At 64.7% G+C, this 22,209-nt stretch carries 20 protein-coding genes and 2 pseudogenes; 14 read left to right on the top strand and 8 right to left on the bottom strand.

The window, feature by feature from the left end:
• Positions 1-103: 103 nt before the first annotated feature.
• The 3 genes from QA640_RS01985 (at position 104) to QA640_RS01975 (ending at position 3,435) form a co-directional block, all read left to right on the top strand.
• Complete coding sequence (locus tag QA640_RS01985) at positions 104-583, top strand: MaoC family dehydratase (protein WP_283039111.1); 480 nt, start codon at positions 104-106, stop codon at positions 581-583.
• A gap of 98 nt (positions 584-681) precedes the next feature.
• Positions 682-1,734, top strand: a complete 1,053-nt coding sequence (obgE, locus tag QA640_RS01980) for a GTPase ObgE (RefSeq protein WP_283039110.1) — start codon at positions 682-684, stop codon at positions 1,732-1,734.
• Positions 1,735-1,803: 69 nt separating this feature from the next.
• A complete protein-coding gene (locus QA640_RS01975; protein ID WP_283039109.1) occupies positions 1,804-3,435 on the top strand; it encodes an alkaline phosphatase family protein in 1,632 nt (543 codons plus the stop codon).
• Positions 3,436-3,586: 151 nt separating this feature from the next.
• Here the strand turns inward: QA640_RS01975 and QA640_RS01970 are convergent, their stop codons facing one another.
• Complete coding sequence (locus QA640_RS01970; RefSeq protein ID WP_283039108.1) at positions 3,587-4,552, bottom strand: Bug family tripartite tricarboxylate transporter substrate binding protein; 966 nt, start codon at positions 4,550-4,552, stop codon at positions 3,587-3,589.
• A gap of 186 nt (positions 4,553-4,738) precedes the next feature.
• Here QA640_RS01970 and proB point away from each other — a divergent pair, with 186 nt between their 5' ends.
• From proB to QA640_RS01920, 10 genes are all read left to right on the top strand, one after another.
• Positions 4,739-5,860 carry a glutamate 5-kinase gene (gene proB, locus QA640_RS01965; protein WP_283039107.1) on the top strand — a complete coding sequence of 374 codons (1,122 nt, stop codon included), beginning with the start codon at positions 4,739-4,741 and terminating at the stop codon, positions 5,858-5,860.
• Between the two features lie 260 nt (positions 5,861-6,120).
• Positions 6,121-7,416 (top strand): glutamate-5-semialdehyde dehydrogenase, encoded by a 1,296-nt coding sequence (locus QA640_RS01960; RefSeq protein ID WP_283039106.1) that lies wholly within the window; start codon positions 6,121-6,123, stop codon positions 7,414-7,416.
• A gap of 16 nt (positions 7,417-7,432) precedes the next feature.
• Positions 7,433-8,077 (top strand): nicotinate-nucleotide adenylyltransferase, encoded by a 645-nt coding sequence (locus QA640_RS01955; protein WP_283039105.1) that lies wholly within the window; start codon positions 7,433-7,435, stop codon positions 8,075-8,077.
• Positions 8,078-8,284: 207 nt separating this feature from the next.
• Positions 8,285-8,641, top strand: coding sequence for a ribosome silencing factor (rsfS, locus tag QA640_RS01950; protein ID WP_283039104.1), 357 nt, complete (start codon positions 8,285-8,287; stop codon positions 8,639-8,641).
• Positions 8,642-8,751: 110 nt separating this feature from the next.
• On the top strand, positions 8,752-9,234 hold the full coding sequence (gene rlmH / locus QA640_RS01945; RefSeq protein WP_283039103.1) for a 23S rRNA (pseudouridine(1915)-N(3))-methyltransferase RlmH: 483 nt from the start codon (positions 8,752-8,754) through the stop codon (positions 9,232-9,234).
• A gap of 32 nt (positions 9,235-9,266) precedes the next feature.
• Entirely contained in the window at positions 9,267-10,601 is a 1,335-nt protein-coding gene (locus QA640_RS01940; RefSeq protein WP_283043092.1) for a peptidoglycan DD-metalloendopeptidase family protein, read from the top strand.
• Entirely contained in the window at positions 10,598-11,953 is a 1,356-nt protein-coding gene (locus tag QA640_RS01935) for a S41 family peptidase (protein WP_283039102.1), read from the top strand. Before QA640_RS01940 ends, QA640_RS01935 begins: the two co-directional genes overlap by 4 nt.
• A gap of 147 nt (positions 11,954-12,100) precedes the next feature.
• Positions 12,101-13,312 (top strand): divergent polysaccharide deacetylase family protein, encoded by a 1,212-nt coding sequence (locus tag QA640_RS01930; RefSeq protein WP_283039101.1) that lies wholly within the window; start codon positions 12,101-12,103, stop codon positions 13,310-13,312.
• 71 nt (positions 13,313-13,383) lie between these two features.
• Positions 13,384-13,890 (top strand): RNA pyrophosphohydrolase, encoded by a 507-nt coding sequence (locus tag QA640_RS01925; RefSeq protein ID WP_283039100.1) that lies wholly within the window; start codon positions 13,384-13,386, stop codon positions 13,888-13,890.
• 264 nt (positions 13,891-14,154) lie between these two features.
• The gene (locus tag QA640_RS01920; protein ID WP_283039099.1) at positions 14,155-14,655 is read left to right on the top strand and encodes an RNA pyrophosphohydrolase; all 501 of its coding nucleotides are present in this window, start codon (positions 14,155-14,157) and stop codon (positions 14,653-14,655) included.
• 357 nt (positions 14,656-15,012) lie between these two features.
• Here QA640_RS01920 and QA640_RS01915 read toward each other — a convergent pair.
• A pseudogene (locus QA640_RS01915) lies at positions 15,013-15,260 on the bottom strand (thioesterase); the annotation flags it as partial.
• A gap of 149 nt (positions 15,261-15,409) precedes the next feature.
• On the opposite strand from QA640_RS01915, the gene QA640_RS01910 reads away from it, so the two are divergent.
• The gene (locus QA640_RS01910; protein WP_283039098.1) at positions 15,410-15,991 is read left to right on the top strand and encodes a hypothetical protein; all 582 of its coding nucleotides are present in this window, start codon (positions 15,410-15,412) and stop codon (positions 15,989-15,991) included.
• A 49-nt stretch (positions 15,992-16,040) separates the two neighbouring features.
• Here the strand turns inward: QA640_RS01910 and QA640_RS48235 are convergent.
• From QA640_RS48235 to QA640_RS01880, 6 genes and pseudogenes are all read right to left on the bottom strand, one after another.
• Positions 16,041-16,460, bottom strand: a pseudogene (locus QA640_RS48235) (hypothetical protein); the annotation flags it as partial.
• A gap of 149 nt (positions 16,461-16,609) precedes the next feature.
• Positions 16,610-17,017, bottom strand: a complete 408-nt coding sequence (locus QA640_RS01900; protein WP_283039096.1) for a F0F1 ATP synthase subunit epsilon — start codon at positions 17,015-17,017, stop codon at positions 16,610-16,612.
• 90 nt (positions 17,018-17,107) lie between these two features.
• A complete protein-coding gene (gene atpD, locus QA640_RS01895; RefSeq protein ID WP_283039095.1) occupies positions 17,108-18,550 on the bottom strand; it encodes a F0F1 ATP synthase subunit beta in 1,443 nt (480 codons plus the stop codon).
• A 54-nt stretch (positions 18,551-18,604) separates the two neighbouring features.
• Positions 18,605-19,477: a F0F1 ATP synthase subunit gamma gene (locus QA640_RS01890; protein ID WP_283039094.1), complete on the bottom strand. Its 873-nt coding sequence runs from the start codon at positions 19,475-19,477 to the stop codon at positions 18,605-18,607.
• Between the two features lie 135 nt (positions 19,478-19,612).
• Positions 19,613-21,142 (bottom strand): F0F1 ATP synthase subunit alpha, encoded by a 1,530-nt coding sequence (gene atpA / locus QA640_RS01885; protein WP_283039093.1) that lies wholly within the window; start codon positions 21,140-21,142, stop codon positions 19,613-19,615.
• Entirely contained in the window at positions 21,142-21,702 is a 561-nt protein-coding gene (locus QA640_RS01880) for a F0F1 ATP synthase subunit delta (RefSeq protein WP_283039092.1), read from the bottom strand. The genes atpA and QA640_RS01880 overlap by 1 nt, the downstream gene beginning before the upstream one ends.
• Between the last annotated feature and the right edge of the window lie 507 nt (positions 21,703-22,209).

Here is a 22,209-nt window from a genome sequence, read left to right as displayed (position 1 = left end):
GACGTGGAGCCGCGGGACAAGCCCGGTCATGACGAATTGAACATATTGTCGCGCTCCTCGCATCGCGGTAGCGATTGGTATCTCCGGCAAGAGAGCACTCGACATGACCGCGTTCAATCCGAACCAGCACCGCATGATCCCAGCGCAACGCTGGTTTGAGGATTTCGTCCTCGGCGAACGCTTCGTGCTGCCGAGCCGCACGCACACCTCGGCCCTGTTCGCCGCGTTCCAGACCGCGAGCGGCGACACCCAACCGGTGCACTGCGACGTGGAGATTTGCCGCGCCCGCGGCATGCCGAACCTGCTCGCCCACGGCTTCCAGACGCTGATCCACACCGCGCCCGGAGCAGGCCTGTTTCCGTTCATGGTCGAAGAGTCCCTGGTCGGCTTCCTCGAGCAATCGAGCCGCTTTCTCAAGCCGGTGTTCGCCGACGACACGATCGATCCGGCGCTCGAGGTGACCGAGCTCGTGCCGGGCCGCTCGACCGGCGTGGTCGCGCTCGCGAGCACCGTCTACAACCAGCGCAAGGAGCTGGTGCTGGAAGGGACGCAGAAATTCCTCATCCGCCGGCGGCCGGCCTGATCTTAAGGGTCAAGCAAGGGCCGAAAATCGCGGAATTTCGCTCCCCTCCCGGGCAAGTTCGGGTTGCCGCGCCCGCTCCCCTGCCCTACCTATGGCCCATGAAATTCCTCGACGAAGCAAAGGTCTATATCCGTTCGGGTGACGGCGGGAACGGCTGCGTGGCGTTCCGCCGCGAGAAGTTCATCGAATTCGGCGGCCCGTCCGGCGGCAATGGCGGCCGCGGCGGCAATGTCGTCATCGAGGTCGCGGACGGGCTCAACACGCTGATCGACTACCGCTACCAGCAACATTTCAAGGCCCAGAAGGGCGAGAACGGCATGGGCTCGGACCGCCACGGCGCCAACGGCAAGGCGATCGTGCTGAAGGTGCCGGTGGGCACGCAGATCTTCGACGAAGACCGCGAGACGCTGATCCACGACTTCACCAAGGTCGGCGAAAAGTTCGTGCTCGCCGAGGGCGGCAATGGCGGTTTCGGCAACGCGCATTTCAAGTCGTCGACCAACCGCGCGCCGCGCAACGCCAATCCCGGCCAGCCCGGCGAAGAGCGCTGGATCTGGCTGCGGCTGAAGCTGATCGCCGACGCCGGCCTGGTTGGGCTTCCCAACGCCGGCAAGTCCACCTTCCTCTCCAAGGTCAGCGCGGCAAAGCCGAAGATCGCCGACTATCCCTTCACCACCCTGCATCCGCAACTCGGCGTCGTGAATGCCGACGGCCGCGAATTCGTGCTGGCGGATATTCCGGGTCTGATCGAGGGCGCGCATGAGGGCGCCGGCCTCGGCGACCGCTTCCTCGGCCATGTCGAGCGCTGCCGCGTGCTGCTGCATCTCGTCGACGCCACGTCCGAGCACGCCGGCAAGGCGTACAAGACAGTGCGCAAGGAGCTTGATGCCTATGGCGGGCTGCTGACCGACAAGATCGAGATCGTCGCGCTGAACAAGATCGACGCGGTCGAGCCGGATGAATTGAAGAAGCAGAAGGACCGCCTCAAGCGCGCCGCCAAGAAGACGCCCCTGCTGCTCTCCGGCATCACCGGCCAGGGCGTCAAGGAAGCGCTGCGCGCGCTCGCGGACGTGATCGGCGAAAGCCCGGTGTCCAGCAAGGCCAAGAGCGCCGCCGAAGCGGAGCCGTGGTCGGTCGACGTCGAGCGTTGAACCCAGCCTGGATGTCTTCGCCGACGCGATGGCGCAGCATCGAGCAATCAAGAAAAGCGGGGGCGAACCATGTCGCGCGCGAAGAACGTTCTCTGGATCATGTGCGACCAGCTTCGCTACGACTATCTCGGCTGCACCGGTCACCCCTCGCTGAAGACGCCGAACATAGACGCCATGGCGAAGCGTGGCGTGCTGTTCTCCAAGGCCTATGTGCAGTCGCCGATCTGCGGGCCGTCGCGCATGTCGTTCTACACCGGGCGCTACATGCGCTCGCATGGCTCGCACTGGAACGGCTGGCCCTTACGCGTCGGCGAGCCGACGCTCGGCGATCATCTCAACAAGATCGGCGTGCGCAACGTGCTGGTCGGCAAGACCCACATGGCGCCCGACCTCGAAGGCATGAAGATGCTCGGCATCCCGCCGGAATCGATCATCGGCGTGCACGTCGCCGAATGCGGTTTCGAGCCCTATGAGCGCGACGACGGCCTGCATCCGACGGGCCGGCCGCGTCCGAAATACGACGAGTATCTGCGCAGCCAAGGATTTGAGGCAACCAATCCCTGGGAGCATTGGGCGAATTCAGGTGCTGCCAACGACGGCACCTTGCAGAACGGCTGGCTGCTGGTGCACGCCGACAAGGCCGCCCGCGTGCCGGACGAGCATTCCGAAACGCCCTACATGACGCGCCGCGCGATGGATTTCATCACCGAGGCCGAGAGCGATAGCCGGCCGTGGTGTCTGCATCTGTCCTACATCAAGCCGCACTGGCCCTACATCGCGCCGGAGCCCTACGCCAGCATGTACAAGACGTCAGACATGCGGCCGGCGATCCGCTCCGAGCGCGAGCGGCAGAACCCGCATCCGGTGTTCGGCGCCTATATGGACATGCGTTACTCCCGCAACATGGCACGCGACGACGCCCGCGAGAAGGTAATCCCGACCTATATGGGCCTGATCACGCAGATCGACGACCAGATGGGCGTGCTGATGAAGTTTCTGGAAGAGCGCGGCCTGCTTGAGACCACCATGATCGTGTTCACGTCGGATCATGGCGATTATCTCGGCGATCACTGGATGGGCGAAAAGGATCTGTTCCACGAGCAGTCGGCGAAGATCCCGCTGATCGTGATCGATCCCTCGCAGGAGGCGGATGCCACACGCGGCACGCAATGCGACGCGCTGGTCGAGGGCATCGATCTCGCACCAACCTTCGTCGACTACTTTGGCGGCAAGGTGCCGGGCCACATCCTCGAGGGCCGTTCGCTATTGCCGCTGCTGCGCGGTGAGAAGCCGGAATGGCGCAAGGTCGCTTTCTCCGAATACGACTACGCCATGCAGGACGTGCGGCTGAAATTGAACCAGCCGATCGAGCGCTGCCGACTGTTCATGGTGTTCGACGGCCGCTGGAAATACATCCACGCCTCCGGCTTCCGCCCGATGCTGTACGACCTCGAGACCGATCCGGACGAGTTTGTCGATCGTGGCGACGATCCTGATTGCGCCGCAATCATTGCGCGGCTGCAGGCCGAGCTGTTCGACTGGGCGCTGCATCCGAGCGGTCACATCACAACACCCCCTGAGAAGATCGCGGCCTATGCCGACAACCAGCTGCAGGTGAAGGGCGGGTTTTTGATCGGCATCTGGGACGAAGCCGAGCTGACCGCAATCCGCGACGGCATCGCACAGCGCGCGAAGTTGTGAGTATTTCGCCTCTCCCCGCCTGCGGGGAGAGGCGGACGCGCGAAGCGCGGCGGGTGAGGGGAAGCCTCCGCGAATCCAACTCTCACTGCATTTGCGGAGACAGCCCCTCACCCCAACCCTCTCCCCGTAAGAACGGGGAGAGGGAGAGAAATCAATTCTCGATCTTATACCCCGTCGCTTTCACGATCGGCTGCCAGAAGGCCGTGTTCGCGGCGAGCTCTTGAGCCAACCCGTCCGCCGTGCTGCCGATCGGAATGAGTCCGATTCCCGTGAGCTTCTCCTTCACCTCGGGCTTGGCGAGCGCTGCGGCCGCCGCCGCGCTGAGCTTGCTCGCAAATTCCGGCGGGCTGCCGGCGGGAAGCCACATGCCGTACCAGGCGTCCGCGACGAGATCGATGCCGCTCTCCTTCAGCGTCGGAACATCCGGCGCGAACGGCGAACGCTCTGCGCTCGAGACGGCGATGATCGTCACGCCCTTGGCGCGATGCTGCGGAAGCGCGTCGGCCAGCGTCGTGATGCCGAACGGCACATGGCCGCCCACGAGATCGTTGAGGACCGGCGCGCTGCCGCGATAGGGCACACGGCTTAAGGGGATGCCGAGGTCCTTCTCCAGCTTCGAGCCCATGAAGTGCGGGATGGTACCGTTGCTGGGCACGCCGAACGTCGCCTTGTCCGGATTCGCCTTCAGCCAGGCGACGAACTCGCCGAAATTCCTGGCTGCGATGGCCGGCCCGATCACGACGGCGAACTCGAAGCGCGCCAGCAGCGACACCGGCATGAAATCCTTCGCCGTATCGAAGGTCGGCGTCGTCTCCACCATCGGCAGCAGATACATGGTGGGACCCGTCGTCACCAGCACCATGCTGCCGTCGGGATTGGCGCCCTTCACGGCCTTGATGCCGATCAGGCCGTCGCCGCCGGTGCGGTTCTCGACGACGATGGTCTTCTGCAGCACCGGCGCCATGTCCTGCGCGATCAGCCGGCACAGCGTATCGCCGCCGGCGCCCGCCGCGAACGGGAAGATGATCTTGGTCAGCCCGGCTTGGCCGTGTGCCCGGCCCGCCGGCGCCAGCAGCGGCAGGCTGAGACATCCGGCGATGAAGTCACGGCGATCCATGCGTGTCCTCCGTCTTGCCCGGCCGCATTAGACAGGTGCCGCGCTGGCAGACAAGGCCGTTAACGCTGTTTACCTGCTGCCCCGCCTTGCGCCGGCCATCGTCCTGCTGCAAAAGCAGGCCTCACCGGCGCCGCCTTTTTGCTCCGCCGCTTCCCAAATGCAGAGCAGATCGTCGCAAGCGCGCCCATGGCCAGCCCCGAACTCAGTCAATTCCGCCGCATCGTGGTCAAGGTCGGCTCGGCCCTGCTGGTCGATTCCGACGCCGGCGAAGTGCGCGCGTCCTGGCTGGCCGCGCTTGCGGCCGACCTCGCAAAGCTGCACCGCGAGGGGCGCGATGTCCTGATCGTCTCCTCCGGCTCGATCGCGCTCGGCCGCAGCCGGCTCAAGCTGCCGCGTGGGCCGCTGAAGCTCGAGGAGAGCCAGGGGGCCGCTGCCGTCGGGCAGATCGCGCTGGCGCGGATCTGGTCGGAGGTGCTCGGGGCCCATGGCATCGGCTCCGGGCAGATATTGGTGACGCTCCAGGACACCGAGGAGCGGCGCCGCTATCTCAACGCGCGCTCGACCATCGGCAAGCTCCTGGAGTGGCGCGCAATCCCCGTGATCAACGAGAACGACACGGTCGCGACCAACGAGATCCGCTATGGCGATAATGACCGCCTCGCCGCGCGCGTGGCCACCATGGCGAGCGCCGACCTCCTGGTGCTGCTCTCCGACATCGACGGGCTCTACGATGCGCCGCCGAAGAACAATCCGAACGCACGGCTGATTCCGGTGGTCGACAGCATCTCCTCGGAGATCGAGGCTGTGGCAGGCGACGCCGGGTCCGAATTGTCGCGCGGCGGCATGCGAACCAAGGTCGAGGCGGCGAAAATCGCGACCACCGGCGGCACACATATGCTGATCGCCTCGGGCAAGATCGAGCACCCCTTGCTGGCGATCGCAGACGGCGGCCGCTGCACCTGGTTCCTGACGCCTGCCAATCCCGTGACCTCGCGAAAGCGCTGGATCGCGGGCTCGCTGGAGCCGAAGGGCACGCTGACGATCGACGCCGGCGCGGTCGCCGCGCTTCGCGCAGGCGCCAGCCTGTTGCCGGCGGGCGTGATCAAGGTCGAGGGTCAGTTCGCCCGCGGCGATGCCGTGATCGTGCGCGGCCCCGACATGCGCGAAATCGGCCGCGGCCTGATCGCCTATGACGCCGACGATGCCGAGCGGATCAAGGGCCGCTCCTCGCCTGACGTGATGGCCGTCCTCGGCATCAGCGGCAGGTCGGAGATGATCCACCGCGATGATCTGGTGGTGGGCGGGTAAGGCACGGAAGAACTCCAGCCGTCATGCCCGGGCATAGCCGTCCGAAGGACGGCGTTGCTTCGCTCGCCTATGTCCCGGGCATCCACGCTGTCTCGTCCCGGACAAGGCGTGGATGGCGGGGTCAAGCCCGGCCATGACGAGAACTGGGCCATTGGCCGAGCACTGACCCGCCAATGGAAGCCCTGCCATACCCTTCCAACCCTTCGCAGGCCCGGGATTTCCGTGCTAGGACACCGCCTTAGCAGAAGGTTGAACTAGCCATGGCCGCCCCCCTCAAAGCCCTCGACGGCACCGCCGACCTCCAGGCGCTGATGACCGATCTCGCCGCCCAAGCCCGCGCTGCGGCGCGCGTGCTGGCGCTGGCGCCGGCGGAGCGGAAGAACCGGGCGCTGGAGGCCATGGAGCGGGCGGTCCGCCAGAACGCGGCCGCGATTCTCGCGGCCAATGCGGAGGACGTTGCCGAGGCCCGCAGCAGCGGCAATGCGACAGGCGCCTTCATCGACCGTCTCACGTTGACGCCCGCGCGCGTCGAGGCGATGGCCGAGGGCATCGCCATCGTGCGCGGCATTGCCGATCCCGTCGGCGTCGTCACCGAGAGCTGGCAGCGGCCGAACGGCATGACCATCGAGCGCGTGCGCGTGCCCCTCGGCGTCGTCGGCGTGATCTTCGAGAGCCGGCCCAATGTCGCGGCCGATGCCGGCGTGCTGTGCCTGAAGTCCGGCAATGCCGTGATCCTGCGCGGCGGCTCCGACAGTTTCCGCTCCTGCCGCGCGATCCACGAATGCCTGGTGCAGGGTCTGCGCGAGGCAGGCCTGCCTGAGGCTGCGATCACGCTGGTGCCGACGCGCGACCGCGCGGCGGTCGGCATGATGCTTGCGGGTCTGAACGGCGCCGTCGACGTGATCGTGCCGCGCGGGGGAAAGAGCCTGGTCGCGCGCGTCGAGGCGGAGGCGCGCGTGCCGGTGTTCGCGCATCTCGAAGGCGTCAACCACGTCTATGTCGATGGCAGCGCCGATCTCGATATGGCGAAGTCGATCGTGCTCAATGCCAAGATGCGCCGTACCGGCGTCTGCGGCGCGGCCGAGACGTTGCTCGTCGATCGCGCCGGCGCCGCGAAAAGCCTGAAGCCGCTGGTCGAGATGCTGATCAATGCCGGCTGCGAAGTGCGCGGTGACGACGCCGTGCAAAAGACAGATGCGCGCGTAAAACCCGCCAGCGAGGACGACTGGGACACCGAATATCTCGACGCGATCATCGCGGCGAAAGTGGTGGACGGCGTCGACGGCGCGATCGCGCATATCCAGAGTCATGGCTCGCATCACACCGACGCGATCGTCAGCAAGGACGAAGCTGCGGCGCAGAAGTTTTTGAGCGAAGTGGATTCCGCGATCGTCCTGCACAACGCCTCGACGCAATTCGCCGATGGCGGCGAATTCGGCTTCGGCGCTGAGATCGGTATAGCCACCGGCAGATTCCACGCCCGCGGCCCGGTCGGCGCCGAGCAGCTCACGAGTTTCAAGTACCGCGTCCACGGCACCGGACAGACGCGGCCGTGACCTCGCAGGGCGGGCATTGAGCAACAATTTCGCCGTGCCGCGCTTCGTGGCGCAAGCATTGCCGCCCTACACCGATGGCATGCGCGTCGGGCTGCTCGGCGGCTCCTTCAATCCGCCGCATCACGCACACCGCGCGATCAGCCGCTTCGCGCTCACGCGCTTGCAACTCGATCGCGTGTGGTGGCTGGTGACGCCGGGCAATCCCTTGAAGGAGAACGGCGCGCTGCATGCGCTCGGCGAACGCATGAAGGCAGCACGCGATGTCGCCGACGATCCGCGCATCGAGGTGAGCTGTCTCGAATCCGTCATCCGCACGCGCTACACTATCGACACGATCAACTTCTTGCGCCGCCGCGCAAGCGGCTTGCGCTTTGTCTGGATCATGGGCGCCGACAATCTCGCGCAATTCCATCGCTGGCAGGACTGGCAGCGCATTGCTGCCCAGGTGCCGATGGCGGTCATCGACCGCCCGCCGCAAAGCTTTCGGGCCCTCGCCTCGCCCGCCGCCCAGGCACTCGCCCGTTACCGTTTGCCCGAGAACGAGGCAGCGCAGCTCGCGGACCGGCAGGCGCCGGCATGGGTCTTCCTCCCCGGGCTGAAGCTCAGCCTGTCGTCAACCACCTTGCGGAACCCGGACGGCAGCTGGAAGGCGGCCAAATGAGGCATCGCGTGAGGCGGATCGTGCGAGGAACACGCTCTGGCATATTGAAACCCTTAACCCCACATGATGTAGTGTAACCAGTGAGCGCGGGATTCGGCGTTCGCGATACAGTGAAAGGAATGGTCCCTGGCCACATCTGTATTGTCCAAGTCTGTTTTACCCAAGGTTGCTAAGCCTACGCGTAAAACATCGACCCAAGCTGCGGCCTTGAAGGCGCAACCCGACGCCGACAAGACGCTGAGCCTGATCCTCTCCCGCCTCGAGGATATGAAGGCGGAAGAGACGGTCACCATCGACCTTCGCGGCAAATCGGCGTACTCCGACTACATGATCGTCACCACGGGCCGGGCCAACCGGCACGTTGGCGCGATCGCGGAAAACGTCACGAAGGGCCTCAAGGAAACCGGCCTCAAGAACATCCATGTCGAGGGCTTGCCCAATTGCGACTGGGTGCTGATCGATTCCGGCGATGTGATCGTGCACGTGTTCAGACCCGAGGTCCGTGAGTTCTACAATCTCGAGAGATTGTACACGCAGGGCCCTGGGGCGGCGAAGGCGATCTAGAGGCTGAAGAGGCCGATATCGAATCGGCTGGCGCGCATGCTAGCGTCGTGCGCGCGCGTGGTGTGCGCGGTCTGAAAACGCGGCTCTCAAGACGCGATTCTAAGAATGCTATGCGTGTTGCAGTCATTGCGGTTGGCCGGCTGAAGCAGGGCCCCGAACGGGAGCTTGCCGATCGCTACTTCGAGCGGTTCGACGAGGTCGGCCGCAAGCTCGGGTTTCGCGAGCTCACGATCTGCGAAATTCCCGAAAGCCGCGCGCGCGACGCCGCAACGCGCATGGCCGAAGAGGCCGCTGCGATCGAAGCGCATATTCCCGACAAGTCGGTGATCGTGGCGCTGGACGAGCGCGGGCAAAATCTCGGTTCGACCGTATTTGCACGGAATCTCGGCCGCTGGCGCGACGAGGGTAGCGCGCATACAATATTCATCATCGGCGGGGCGGACGGACTTTCGCCCGAATTGCGCCGTAAGGCCAAGCTCGCGATCGCGTTCGGCTCGGCGACATGGCCGCACCAAATGGTCCGCGTCATGCTCCTGGAACAGCTTTATCGGGCCGCAACCATCCTGGCCGGCCATCCCTATCATCGCGCGTGATCCGCGCCTCAACGAGCACCTTTTCCGACGAGATGCGGGCGCCGCTTTTCAACCTGTTGCTGATCGCAGGCTTTGCCGGCAGCCACCTTGCGCCGGCGGCCGCGCAGACGGCGACGCCCGCGCCGCAGACGACTGCCGCGATCTCGGAGGATGCGATCAAGCAGCGCGAGCAGGAGCTCGAAGCCGCGCGGCAGCGGCAGAAGAGCGCCGAGGAGGCGCAGGCCAAACTGAAGGCCGAGATCGCCTCGCTCGGTCAGGACCGCACCCAGCTCAACCAGCAGCTGATCGACACCGCCGCCAATGTCCGCACCGTCGAGACCAAGATCGGCGAGGCCGAGCAGCGGCTGACCGCGCTCAATGGACGCGAGCAGGAGATGCGCGCTTCGCTCGTGTCGCGGCGCGCCGAGATGGTCGAGGTCCTGGCCGCGCTCCAGCGCGCCGGACGAAGGACGCCGCCGGCGCTCCTGGTACGGCCCGAGGACGCGCTGCAATCGCTGCGCACGGCGATGCTGCTCGGCGCCGTGGTTCCGGAACTGCGTGGCCGCGCCGAAAAGATCGCAAGCGAACTCGGCGAGCTCGTGGCCTTGCGCAAGACCATCGCAACCGAGCGCGACCAGCTCGCCTCCGACCGCGACAAGGTCCGCAACGATCAGACGAGGCTTGCAGCCCTCGTCGACGAGCGGCAGCGCCAACAGGCCTCGCGGGAAAAGGACCTCGATGCCGAGAATGCGCGCGCCATGACGCTCTCCCGGCAGGTGGGCGACCTCCAGGGCCTGATCACCAAGATGGAGCAGGACCTGCAAAGCGCCGCCAAGGCTGCTGAGAAGGCGGCCGAGGCCGCAAAGCAGGCCGAGGCAAAGGCCGCCGCCAACGCCAAGCCAGGGCCGGCCGCCTTCAAGGACCGTTCCCGGACCAGCCCAGCAATCGCCTTCGCCTCTGCCAAGGGCCTACTGCCCCTGCCTGTCAACGGTACCAAGATCAGGGATTTCGGCGGTTCCGACGGCCTCGGCGGCGTACAAAAGGGCATTTCTTTGGCAAGTAGGCCCGGCTCCCAGGTCACGACGCCGTGTGACGGCTGGGTGGTCTATTCCGGCCCGTTCCGCAGCTATGGACAACTCTTGATCCTTAACGCTGGGGGCGGGTATCATGTCCTGATCGCCGGGATGGAGCGCATTTCGGTAAACATCGGACAGTTTGTGCTCACGGGGGAGCCGGTCGCGACCATGGGGTCGACATCTCAAGTCGCCTCCATTCTCGCCACCAATGCGAATGAACCCGTGCTCTATGTCGAGTTCCGCAAAGACGGCACTCCAATCGATCCAGGCCCATGGTGGGCCGCAAATGAAGGCGAGAAGGTTCGCGGATGATGCGCAAGACTTCAGTTATCCTCCTCAGCGCGGCCACCGGTGCGGCGCTGACGCTGTTCGTGACCCAGCCGCGCGCGGTGTTCATGGGCTCGAGCGCGCGCGCCGCGACCGCGGACACGTACCGCCAGCTCAATCTGTTCGGCGACGTGTTCGAGCGCGTGCGTTCCGACTATGTCGAAAAGCCCGACGACACCAAGCTGATCGAATCGGCCATCAGCGGCATGCTCTCCGGCCTCGATCCGCACTCCAGCTACATGGACGCCAAGAGCTTCCGTGACATGCAGGTGCAGACCCGCGGCGAGTTCGGCGGCCTCGGCATCGAGGTCACCATGGAGGACGGCCTGATCAAGGTGGTCTCGCCGATCGACGACACCCCGGCCTCCCGCGCCGGCGTCATGGCCAACGACATCATCACCAATCTCGACGACGAAGCGGTGCAGGGCCTGACCCTGAACCAGGCGGTCGAGAAGATGCGCGGCCCCGTCAACACCAAGATCAAGCTCAAGATCATCCGCAAGGGCGTCGACAATCCGATCGAGGTCACGCTGGTGCGCGACAACATCCGCGTCCGCTCGGTGCGCGCGCGCGTCGAGGCCGACGACATCGCCTATATCCGCATCACCACCTTCAACGAGCAGACCACCGAAGGCCTGAAGAAGGAAATCGCCAATCTTTCGAATCAGATCGGAGACAAGCTGAAGGGCTACGTCATCGACCTCCGCAACAACCCCGGCGGCCTTCTTGAGGAAGCGGTCACCGTGTCCGACTCCTTCCTGGAGCGCGGCGAGATCGTGTCGACCCGTGGCCGCAATGCCGAGGAGACGCAGCGCCGCTCCGCTCATCCGGGCGACCTGACCAAGGGCAAGCCGGTGATCGTGCTGGTCAATGGCGGCTCGGCCTCGGCTTCAGAAATCGTCGCCGGCGCGCTGCAGGACCACAAGCGTGCGACCATCGTCGGCACGCGCTCCTTCGGCAAGGGCTCGGTGCAGACCATCATTCCGCTCGGCAGCGGCAACGGCGCGCTGCGGCTGACCACGGCGCGCTACTACACGCCGTCGGGCAAGTCGATCCAGGCCAAGGGCATCGTGCCCGACATCGAAGTGCTCCAGGACGTGCCGGACGAGCTGAAGTCCCGTACCGACACCAAGGGCGAGGCCTCGTTGCGCGGCCACCTCAAGAATGACGGCGACGAGAAGACCGGCTCGCAGTCCTACGTTCCGCCGGATGCCAAGGACGACAAGGCGCTCAAGATGGCCGACGATCTCCTGCACGGCATCAAGAACAGCGCCTCTGCGGCACCCACGCCCGGTGACAGCAAGGCCGTGGCCGACAAGCCAAAAGCGGCGAACTGACACAACGCGGAAATCGCGCGGTCTCGACAAAAGGGCGGCTCCATGAGCCGCCTTTTTTGCTGGGAGGGCTTGAGCCCGGTACACCCACGGCCTGCCGCCGCTTGACCCGGCCGTGGTATCGTCGGCCTGAGTGATTCGGGATCGCGCATGACTGAAACGGCCGATGATCTGAGCGCCCCGCTCGGACAAGACAAGCCGCGCCGGAAACGCCGGCTGCGGCTGCCGTTCACGGGGCTCCAGGCGCTCGCCGTCCTGCTTCTCCTGTTTCTCGCGACCTTTGCCGGCTTTGCCATCTTTCATAAGGACCCGCTCGGCGGCGAGCCGATCGCGCGCGTTGCCATCCGCGAGCAGAAGGCGGCCGAGGACAAGCCGGCGGCCGCCGCGCCCGAAAGTTCGGGCCACGAGACCAAGGCGGCGCCGAAGCAGGCGGCAAGCGGCGACCAGAAGACCGTCACCATCATCGACGGCTCCAGCGGCGCCCGCCATGACGTCGTGATCGGCAGCGGCAGCGAGGCTGCCGACAAAGGCGAGCCAGCCGCCGCAGCGCCCGCCGTCATGTCCGGGGTCGACCAGCGGCTGCTCGAGAAGTCGCGCTACGGCATGATCCCGGTCGCAGCCGCCGATCTGAAACCGTTCACTGCCTATGCGGCGGACGCCGATCGCGCCAAGGCGGCCAATACGCCGGTTGTCGCGATCGTCATCGGCGGGCTCGGCGTCGGCGCCGCCAAGACCGCCGATGCGATCATGAAACTGCCGGGCGCGGTGACGCTGGCCTTCACCCCCTATGGCGCCGATCCCGGCAAGTTCGCCGAGCGCGCCCGCGCCCAGCGCCACGAGATCTTCCTCCAGATCCCGATGGAGCCCTACGACTTCCCCGACAATGATCCGGGCCCGCAGACCCTGCTCACCTCGCTCAGCGCCGACCAGAACATGGACCGGCTGTACTGGCACCTGAGCCGGATGCAGGGCTATGCGGGCCTCGCCAATTTCATGGGCGCGCGTTTCATTGCCACCGACGCGGCGATGCAGCCGATCGTACGCGAGGCGGCCAAGCGCGGCCTCGGCTTCTTCGACGACGGCTCCTCGCCGCGCAGCGTCGCGCCCCAGGCCGCCGCAAGCCAGGCCATGCCGTTCGGCAAGGGCGACATCGCGATCGACGCGGTACCGACCGGCGCCGAGATCGACCGCGCCCTGAACAGGCTCGAATCCGTCGCCCGCGAGCGCGGCGTCGCGATCGGCACCGCCTCCGCCCTTCCCGTCTCGATCGAGCGAATCGGCGCCTGGATCAAGACGCTTCCCGACCGCGGTGTCCTGCTGGTGCCATTGACAACCGCGATGTTGAAATCAAAATCCAGCTGAATCAACGGATTGGCACGGCAGGTCCCACGGGGCCGAAAGGGTCGGCCACGAGTGGCGAGAGGTTTGGCGGAATGGCGCGTTACGAGGATCTGCCCTACCGCACCTGCGTCGGGGTAATGCTTCTCAACAAGCACGGACTGGTCTTCATCGGGCGCCGCGCCGGCGGCATCGAGCATGTCGACGAGACCCATGTCTGGCAGATGCCGCAGGGCGGTGTCGATCCCGGTGAGGATACGTGGGAGGCCGCCAGGCGCGAGCTTTACGAGGAGACCAGCGTGCGCTCGGTGGAACGGCTCGGCGAGGTCGCAGACTGGCTCACCTACGACATTCCGCGCACCGTAGCGGGCCGTGCCTGGAAAGGCCGTTACCGCGGCCAGCGCCAGAAATGGTACGCCATGCGCTTCACTGGCAAGGACAGCGAGATCGACGTCGCCAATCCCGGCGGCGGCGGCCACAAGGCGGAATTCGTCAGCTGGCGCTGGGAGCCGATGAAGAATCTTTCCTCGCTGATCATTCCCTTCAAGCGCCCGGTCTATGATCGCGTGGTGCAGGAATTTGCCGCGCTCGCGGACGACTAAAGCGCGATGAGATTAGGATGAATCGTCATCGCGCTTTAGGTTGTTGTTTGCGCATGATCTCCGCGCAAACGCGTTCCGCGTTTGTCGCGAGGGAAAACCGCTTCACACTTTTCCGGATCATGCTTTAGTCGGACGAGCTTTCAACCGCCTGCCGCCTGTGGTTATGGATTCCGGGCTGGCGTGGAGCCTGTCATCGGGCCGCGCTCCGCGCGGTCCCCGTGGCGCGCCCCGGAATGACAAAGAAAATGACAAAGAAAGAAGTCCGTGTCCGATCAGAAACCCTATCGTCCCAATGTCGGGATCGCGCTGTTCAATGCCGACGGCCTGGTGCTGATCGGCCATCGCTTCCGGGGTGACGGCCCGGAGATCATCCTGCCGGGACTGGACTGGCAGATGCCGCAGGGCGGCGTCGACGAAGGCGAGAACCTGCGCGATGCCGCCATGCGCGAACTCTGGGAAGAGACCGGCGTCAAGAGTGCCGAGTATCTCGGCGAGACCGATTGGCTCACTTACGAATTCCCATCCTATGACGGACCGCAAACGCATCGCCTGGCGAAATTCCGCGGTCAGCGGCAAAAATGGTTTGCGCTGTGCTTCACCGGACGCGACGAGGAGATCGATCCTTTGACGCCGCGCAACGGCCAGCCCGCGGAGTTCGATGCCTGGCGCTGGGAGCATCTGGACCGCGTCGCCGATCTCGTGGTGCCGTTCCGCCGCGAGGTTTATCGCGCGGTAGCGCAGCACTTCGCGCGCTTCGCAACCTAAAATATCGAAAAACAACCCCATGCAAAGGAGCGGGCAAACCGCCGGCACGATGCGCTGTGGGTTCAGAGAAGCCACTGATTCCCCGGGCAAAATCAGCGGCGGGGCGCAAATCGCCGCAATGTCGATCGGTAGCGCCCTTTGCACGATGCGACCAGGCTGAACCGTGCGGCATCAGGAGTTCACCTCTCCCCGCTGGTCCCGACTGGAGTTCTGCCCGTTCGCCGCTTCCCTTGTGGATAGCCCGGCTGGCTGCGCCGCGTGGCCGCCGGTGCTGCCGCCCCGGGCCCTGGGCGGCCTTCCTATGGCCTCGCCTGTCGCCTCTGCCCGTTGCGCTGGTGACGTGAGTGCATTGACGGGCTAGCGGGGATGGGTGTCGCCCTCGTGCTTCGGCACCACGCGGAACGTAGCGTTCGCCCGAACGATTACGCTGTCGTCGGCCTTGATTAGGCTTTGTGCGAAGCAGATCGTCCTGCCGGTTTTGATGACGTCGCTTTCCACGGTGAGCCATTGCCCGATCTGCGCAGCCCGCCGTGAACGTTGCCACGTGCATTGGTGTGCGGATCAGCCAACCGTAATCCGATGATCACGGCTTTGTCTGTCCGCTTCGGTGACGGCAGCAGCGCGAGCGTGAGCTATGTGGACTTCCGGTTAAGGCATCCTGCCATTCACCAACATTTCACGTGGCGCCCCCCAACGCGAAGCAGTAGACGGTATCGACGGGGTTCTTCGCGAAGCCCGGCGGTGGAGCGCAAAGGTGATTGCGGCCGTCGGGGTTATCCCTGTTCCGCTCTATTTTCTGGGGCGGAATGAGAATGTATTTCCCGTCCTCCCGGCGCTTCGCATAGATCTTGCCGTCGACAGATTTGATTTCGGTCGGGTAGCAGTCCGCATTATTGCAACAGCTGAACGCCGGGTTATCAGGCATGTGCCACGTCGAATAAAACCTCTCGTGCAGAAGCTGATCCTGCGCGGGATGGTGGCGATGAGCGGCCTGGTTCTGCTCACCTTCCTGCGCATGGACGAGCGTTGGCAGCAGGCCAAGAGCGCTCGAGAGGAGGAGCTGGCAAAGAACGTTCAAGGCGCGGTCTCCTTGCTCATGGGAGCCCTATACGAAGGTAAGATCGTCTCGAACAACGTCAAGCGCCAACGCCTAAACTCCGGTCAGCGCGCGATGGCGGTAGCGATGATGTACCCGGAATGGTGGCAGTCGCCGGGCGGCGCGGTTCTTGCCGCCGCGGTTGCCCGACTTCGGCATCGTCAGGCGCGGGGTCGCGCCACGATGCAAGTCCTCGACCAGAGGCCGCGAGCCCGCTTCAATCGATCGGGCCAACCGTGAAGGGGCCAATCGCGATGACGTGGCAATCGCTGTCGCGCTTGGCGCATTTGCGCGCGGCCTCCTCGTTCGGCTGGTGCAACGCGGAGCCCGTGAAGCCCCCGACATTGAGCGCGAAGGCCTTGTAGTCTCCGGCAGCGGAATATTCGCCAGCCAGGTAGTTGCGGACGCGCTCGTTGACGAAGGGGACGGAGTCGGCCGGAAACTTGGCGGCGGCCGGCGGCGGAGCCTGCGTCGAGGCTGCCGCGGTCGCCGTCGGGGTTCAGCGCACCGCGTCCACCGCGCTCGGGAATTCCGCGAGCACGGCATCGCCGGCGGTATTGAAGATCCGCCCGCCAGCTTTCGCGATGAAATCGTCGACGACGGCCCGACAAGACGCGAGACGCCGCAGCGTCTCCTCTTCGTCTTCCGCGACCCGTCTGGAATAACCGGCAATATCAGCCGCGAAGATCGCCGCGATCTTGCGTTTCATCTGTACCAGCCCTGGAACTCCGTCTGCCGCAGCAGAATGCCGTTATCCAAGACGCGGTGCAACAAGGTTTCAGCGCCCGTCACGGGTGTGACGAGCGCTGAGTTTATTCAACTATTTCCAGTTCGAGCCCCGGAGCGGTGCCCCGGGGCTTAGTGCATAGCCGTGGTGTTGAGCTCGTGCTGGATGCTCTTGAAGTGGTCGAGCCGCTCGACCGCGTGGTCGAGCTCGGAGCCCTCCTTCTCAGAAAGCTTCTCCTGCATCTGCGCGATCGTGTCGGCGAACTGCGCCCGGTCGAGCTCATCGATCGAGGTCGCAACGTCGGCAAGCACCGTCAGACGGTTGTCGGAGACCTCGGCCAAACCGCCGAGCACGATGACCTTCTGCTTCTGGCCGCCGATGAAGATGGTCAGGATGCCCGGCCGCACCGCGGCCACCACCGGCGCATGTCCGGCGAGCACGCCGAAATCACCTTCCCAGCCGGGAACGTCGACCTGATCGACCTCGCCGGCGAAGGCGAGCTTTTCGGGAGAGACGAGATCGAAGTGGAAGGTGGCCATGGAAAGGAAACCTGCGAATGGTGAGTAGCGAATGGTGAGTGGCGAACCAGGGAGCAGCCAGTCGCCACTCCCTATTTCGGCATTCGCTGCTTAGGCCGCCTCGGCAGCCAGCTTCTTGCCCTTCTCGACCGCCTCTTCGATGGTGCCGACCATGTAGAAGGCGGCTTCCGGGAGATGGTCGTACTTGCCTTCGCAGAGGCCGCGGAAGCCCTTGATGGTGTCCGCGAGCTCGACGAACTTGCCGGGCGAGCCGGTGAAGACTTCGGCGACGTGGAACGGCTGCGATAGGAAGCGCTCGATCTTGCGGGCGCGGGCCACCGTCAGCTTGTCCTCTTCCGAAAGCTCGTCCATGCCGAGAATGGCGATGATGTCCTGGAGCGACTTGTAGCGCTGCAGCACCTGCTGGACCTGACGGGCGACGGCGTAGTGCTCCTCGCCGACGACCAGCGGGGAGAGCATGCGCGAGGTCGAGTCGAGCGGGTCAACCGCCGGATAGATGCCCTTTTCCGAAATTGCGCGCGACAGCACCGTGGTGGCGTCCAAGTGCGCGAACGAGGTCGCGGGCGCCGGGTCGGTCAAGTCGTCAGCCGGAACGTAAATGGCCTGCACCGAGGTGATCGAGCCCTTCTGCGTGGTGGTGATGCGCTCCTGGAGCGCGCCCATGTCGGTGGCGAGCGTCGGCTGATAACCCACCGCCGAAGGAATACGGCCGAGCAGCGCCGACACTTCCGAACCGGCTTGCGTGAAGCGGAAGATGTTGTCGACGAAGAACAGCACGTCCTGGCCCTGGTCGCGGAAGTGCTCGGCGACGGTGAGACCCGTCAGACCGACGCGGGCGCGCGCGCCCGGCGGCTCGTTCATCTGGCCGAACACCAGCGCGCACTTCGACTTCACGCTCGGATCCGGATTGTGCGGATCGGCGTTGACCTTGGACTCGATGAACTCGTGATAGAGGTCGTTGCCCTCGCGGGTACGCTCGCCGACGCCGGCGAACACGGAGTAACCGCCGTGCGCCTTAGCGACGTTGTTGATCAGCTCCTGAATCAGCACGGTCTTGCCGACGCCGGCGCCGCCGAACAGGCCGATCTTGCCGCCCTTGGCGTACGGAGCAAGAAGATCGACGACCTTGATGCCGGTGACGAGAATTTCAGCCTCAGTGGACTGGTCGGTATAGGTCGGCGCTTCCTGGTGGATCGCGCGAATGCCCTCGGCCTTGATCGGACCAGCTTCGTCGATCGGCTCGCCGATTACGTTCATAATGCGACCGAGCGTGCCGTCTCCGACGGGAACGGCAATCGGCTGGCCGGTATCGGTCACTTCCTGGCCGCGCACCAGGCCTTCGGTGGCATCCATCGCGATCGTGCGCACCGTGGACTCACCGAGGTGCTGCGCGACTTCCAGCACCAGGCGATTGTTGCCGTTCTTGGTCTCCAGCGAATTGAGAATGGCGGGCAGGTGGCCCTCGAACTGCACGTCGACAACGGCGCCCATGACCTGGGTGACGCGACCGATCTGGTTAGCTGCTGTGGCCATGAATGGTTCTCCTTCGAAATTCTGTACTTGAACGACCGTCGGTTGATTGGTGCGCTAGACCGCCTCGGCGCCGGAGATGATCTCGATCAGCTCCTTGGTGATCTGGGCTTGACGGGTTCGGTTGTAGACCAGGGTCTGCTTGCGGATCATTTCGCCCGCATTGCGAGTGGCGTTGTCCATTGCGCTCATCTGCGCGCCGTAGAACGAGGCGTTGTTCTCCAGGAGTGCACGGAAGATCTGCACCGCGAGATTTCGCGGCAGCAGGCGGGTGAGGATCTCGTCCTCCTCCGGCTCGTATTCGTAGGACGTGGCACTGGTCGCACCGCCCTCTTCGACCACCAATGGGATGATCTGCTGGGCGGTCGGGATCTGCGCGATCACCGACTTGAAGCGGGAATAAAACAGCGTGCAGACGTCGAATTCGCCGGCGTCGAAACGGGCGAGCACCTTCTTCGCAATGTCCTCGGCGTTGACGAAGCCGAGCTGACGGACGCTGCGAAGGTCGAGATGCTCGACGATCTGCTTCTCGAACAGACGGCGGAGCTGCTCATAGCCCTTGCGGCCGACGCAGAAGAATTTGACTTCCTTGCCCTCGTTCATCAGCGCCAGCGCGCGCTCGCGCGCCAGACGCACGATCGAGGAGTTGAACGCGCCGGAGAGGCCGCGCTCACCGGTGCAGACCAGGAGCAGGTGGACCTGATCCTTGCCGGTGCCCGTGAGCAGCGCAGGCGCGCCGGGCGATCCAGCGGCGGCGCTGGCGATATTGGCGATCACGGCAGACATCTTGTCCGCATAGGGACGCGCTGCTTCGGCGGCAGTCTGGGCGCGGCGCAGCTTCGAGGCCGCCACCATCTGCATGGCCTTGGTGATCTTCTGCGTCGCCTTGGTGGAGGCGATGCGGACCCGCATGTCTTTGAGAGACGCCATTCTTCGTTCACCCCGACGGTCCGACCGATCAGACCGCTAGCCTATCCCTATCGTCATGCCCGGCCGTGTGCCGGGCACGCGCTCTTCATTTGTTACGTCAAGCGAAACGCGTGGCCGGGTTGCCCGGCCGCGCTATCAGGCAAAGCTCTTCGCGAAGCCCTCGACCACCGACTTCAGCTTGGCGGCGGTGTCGTCGGAGAGGTCGCGGCTGTCGCGGATCGAATTGAGGATCTCGACGTTCTTGCCGCGCAGCAGCGACAGCAGGCCGTCCTCGAACGCCTTCACCTTGTTGAGCGGGAGCGGATCGAGATAGCCGTTGGTGCCGGCCCAGATCACGCAGACCTGCTCTTCCATCTTCAGCGGCGAGAACTGCGGCTGCTTCAAGAGCTCGGTCAGGCGCGAGCCGCGGTTGAGCAGGCGCTGGGTCGAGGCGTCGAGGTCGGAGCCGAACTGCGCGAACGCCGCCATTTCGCGGTATTGCGCGAGCTCGCCCTTGATCTTGCCGGCGACCTTCTTGGTGGCCTTGGTCTGCGCCGAGGAGCCGACGCGCGACACCGACAGACCGACGTTCACGGCAGGGCGGATGCCCTGGAAGAACAGGTCGGTTTCCAGGAAGATCTGGCCGTCGGTGATCGAGATGACGTTGGTCGGGATGTAGGCCGACACGTCGTTGGCCTGGGTTTCGATGACAGGCAGCGCCGTCAGCGAGCCCGAGCCCTGGTCCTTGTTGAGCTTCGCCGCGCGCTCGAGCAGGCGGGAGTGCAGGTAGAACACGTCGCCCGGATAGGCTTCGCGGCCCGGCGGGCGGCGCAGCAGCAGCGACATCTGGCGGTAGGCGACGGCCTGCTTGGACAAGTCGTCATAGATGATGACGGCATGCATGCCGTTGTCGCGGAAGTACTCGCCCATGGTGCAGCCGGTGAAGGGGGCGATGTACTGCATCGGCGCCGGATCGGAGGCGGTGGCGGCGACGATGATCGAATATTCCAGCGCGCCCTGCTCTTCGAGCACCTTCACGAACTGCGCGACGGTGGAGCGCTTCTGGCCGATCGCGACGTAGACGCAGTACAGCTTGATGTTCTCGTCCGGCTGCGCGTTGAGCGGCTTCTGGTTCAGGATAGTGTCGAGCGCGATCGCGGTCTTGCCGGTCTGGCGGTCGCCGATGATCAGCTCGCGCTGGCCGCGACCGATCGGGATCAGGGCGTCGATCGCCTTGAGGCCGGTCGCCATCGGCTCGCTCACCGACTTGCGCGGAATGATGCCGGGCGCCTTGACGTCGACGCGCATGCGCTTGTCGGCCTGGATCGGACCCTTGCCATCGATCGGGTTGCCGAGCGCGTCGACGACGCGGCCGAGAAGGCCCTTGCCAACCGGCGCGTCCACGATGGCGCGGGTGCGCTTGACGGTCTGGCCTTCCTTGATCTCGCGGTCGGCGCCGAAGATGACCACGCCGACGTTGTCGGTTTCGAGGTTCAGCGCCATGCCGCGGGTGCCGTTCTCGAACTCGACCATTTCACCGGCCTGAACGTTGTCCAGACCGTAGACGCGAGCGATACCGTCGCCGACGGACAGCACCTGTCCGACTTCGGAGACTTCAGCTTCCTGGCCGAAATTCTTGATCTGGTCCTTGAGGATCGCGGAAATTTCCGCGGCGCGGATGTCCATCAGCCTGCCTCTTTCATCGCGTGCTTGATCGAATTGAGTTTGGTGCGAAGCGAACTATCGATCATGCGGCTGCCAAGCTTGACGACGAGGCCGCCGATGATCGAGCGGTCAACTTTCACGTTGAGCGCGACGTCCTTGCCGGTCACCGATTTGAGGGCGGCCTTGAGGGCGTCGAGATTCTTGTCCGAGAGCTGCTCCGCGACGGTCACGTCGGCAGAGGCCTCGCCTTTATGTTTGGCGACCAGCGCGCTGTAGGCGCGGATCACGTCGGCCACCGCGAACAGCCGGCGGTTGGCCGTCAGAACTTTCAGGAAATTGGCGGAAATGCCGGTGATGGCGGCCTTGTCCAGCACAGCGGCGAGCGCCTTGGACTGTGCATCGGCGGAGAACACCGGGCTGCGGACGAGGCGCTTCAGATCGGCGCTTTCGCTGAGCATGGTGCCGAACCTGTCGAGATCGGCTTTGACCGCATCGACCACATTCTGGTCGCGGGCCAGTTCAAACAAGGCCGTTGCATAACGGCCGGACACACCTGAAACGGACGTATCTTCTGCAGCCACAGACGCGCTCTTTATAGCTGTCAAACTCGCAAGGGAAAAACCGTCGCCACGAAGCGGCGCCTAGCGATCCAAGCCCTTGGAATTCAAGCGGGACTTCGATTTTCGACCGACACAGGGAAGTGCCGGCTCGTTAAAATCGCGGCTTTGCTAACATAGCAGGCGCGCAGGTGCAACATGACGCCAAATTAAAGGCTGCGGCTCTCCGTCCTGCCTTGGTCGGAGGCAGGCGTCATCAGCTACGTTCTCGCCGCCACCCCGATAGGCCCTCGCGCCGCCTCGACGTCATTGGTTCCTGTCCTCAGCGCATAGCGGCCATGAACACATGTCGCAGAGGCGTGAACGCGGCGTTGCTGCTCCACTTGGTCAATTACTTATCAAATTCTCAACGCGCCTCGCGATGACTTGGTTTTACAGTATTCGCAGGTACTCGATCGGTTAACCTGTCGTTAACATCAGAGCTCACTGAACGGCTCTCGAATATCTGGCCAGATGACAAGATATTTCATC

This window comes from Bradyrhizobium sp. CB82, from assembly GCF_029714405.1.
GTDB lineage: Bacteria > Pseudomonadota > Alphaproteobacteria > Rhizobiales > Xanthobacteraceae > Bradyrhizobium.
This window is presented reverse-complemented; position numbering and strand designations above follow the sequence as displayed.

What these genes read in the sequence shown, in the direction of transcription:
- QA640_RS01890 (WP_283039094.1), bottom strand. Translation starts at nt 19,477, where the DNA reads ATGGCGTCTCTCAAAGACATGCGGGTCCGCATCGCCTCCACCAAGGCG.
- QA640_RS01940 (WP_283043092.1), top strand. Translation starts at nt 9,267, where the DNA reads ATGCGGGCGCCGCTTTTCAACCTGTTGCTGATCGCAGGCTTTGCCGGC.
- obgE (WP_283039110.1), top strand. Translation starts at nt 682, where the DNA reads ATGAAATTCCTCGACGAAGCAAAGGTCTATATCCGTTCGGGTGACGGC.
- QA640_RS01970 (WP_283039108.1), bottom strand. Translation starts at nt 4,552, where the DNA reads ATGGATCGCCGTGACTTCATCGCCGGATGTCTCAGCCTGCCGCTGCTG.
- QA640_RS01930 (WP_283039101.1), top strand. Translation starts at nt 12,101, where the DNA reads ATGACTGAAACGGCCGATGATCTGAGCGCCCCGCTCGGACAAGACAAG.
- QA640_RS01925 (WP_283039100.1), top strand. Translation starts at nt 13,384, where the DNA reads ATGGCGCGTTACGAGGATCTGCCCTACCGCACCTGCGTCGGGGTAATG.
- QA640_RS01935 (WP_283039102.1), top strand. Translation starts at nt 10,598, where the DNA reads ATGATGCGCAAGACTTCAGTTATCCTCCTCAGCGCGGCCACCGGTGCG.
- QA640_RS01960 (WP_283039106.1), top strand. Translation starts at nt 6,121, where the DNA reads ATGGCCGCCCCCCTCAAAGCCCTCGACGGCACCGCCGACCTCCAGGCG.
- rlmH (WP_283039103.1), top strand. Translation starts at nt 8,752, where the DNA reads ATGCGTGTTGCAGTCATTGCGGTTGGCCGGCTGAAGCAGGGCCCCGAA.
- proB (WP_283039107.1), top strand. Translation starts at nt 4,739, where the DNA reads ATGGCCAGCCCCGAACTCAGTCAATTCCGCCGCATCGTGGTCAAGGTC.
- atpD (WP_283039095.1), bottom strand. Translation starts at nt 18,550, where the DNA reads ATGGCCACAGCAGCTAACCAGATCGGTCGCGTCACCCAGGTCATGGGC.
- QA640_RS01985 (WP_283039111.1), top strand. Translation starts at nt 104, where the DNA reads ATGACCGCGTTCAATCCGAACCAGCACCGCATGATCCCAGCGCAACGC.
- QA640_RS01900 (WP_283039096.1), bottom strand. Translation starts at nt 17,017, where the DNA reads ATGGCCACCTTCCACTTCGATCTCGTCTCTCCCGAAAAGCTCGCCTTC.
- QA640_RS01975 (WP_283039109.1), top strand. Translation starts at nt 1,804, where the DNA reads ATGTCGCGCGCGAAGAACGTTCTCTGGATCATGTGCGACCAGCTTCGC.
- atpA (WP_283039093.1), bottom strand. Translation starts at nt 21,142, where the DNA reads ATGGACATCCGCGCCGCGGAAATTTCCGCGATCCTCAAGGACCAGATC.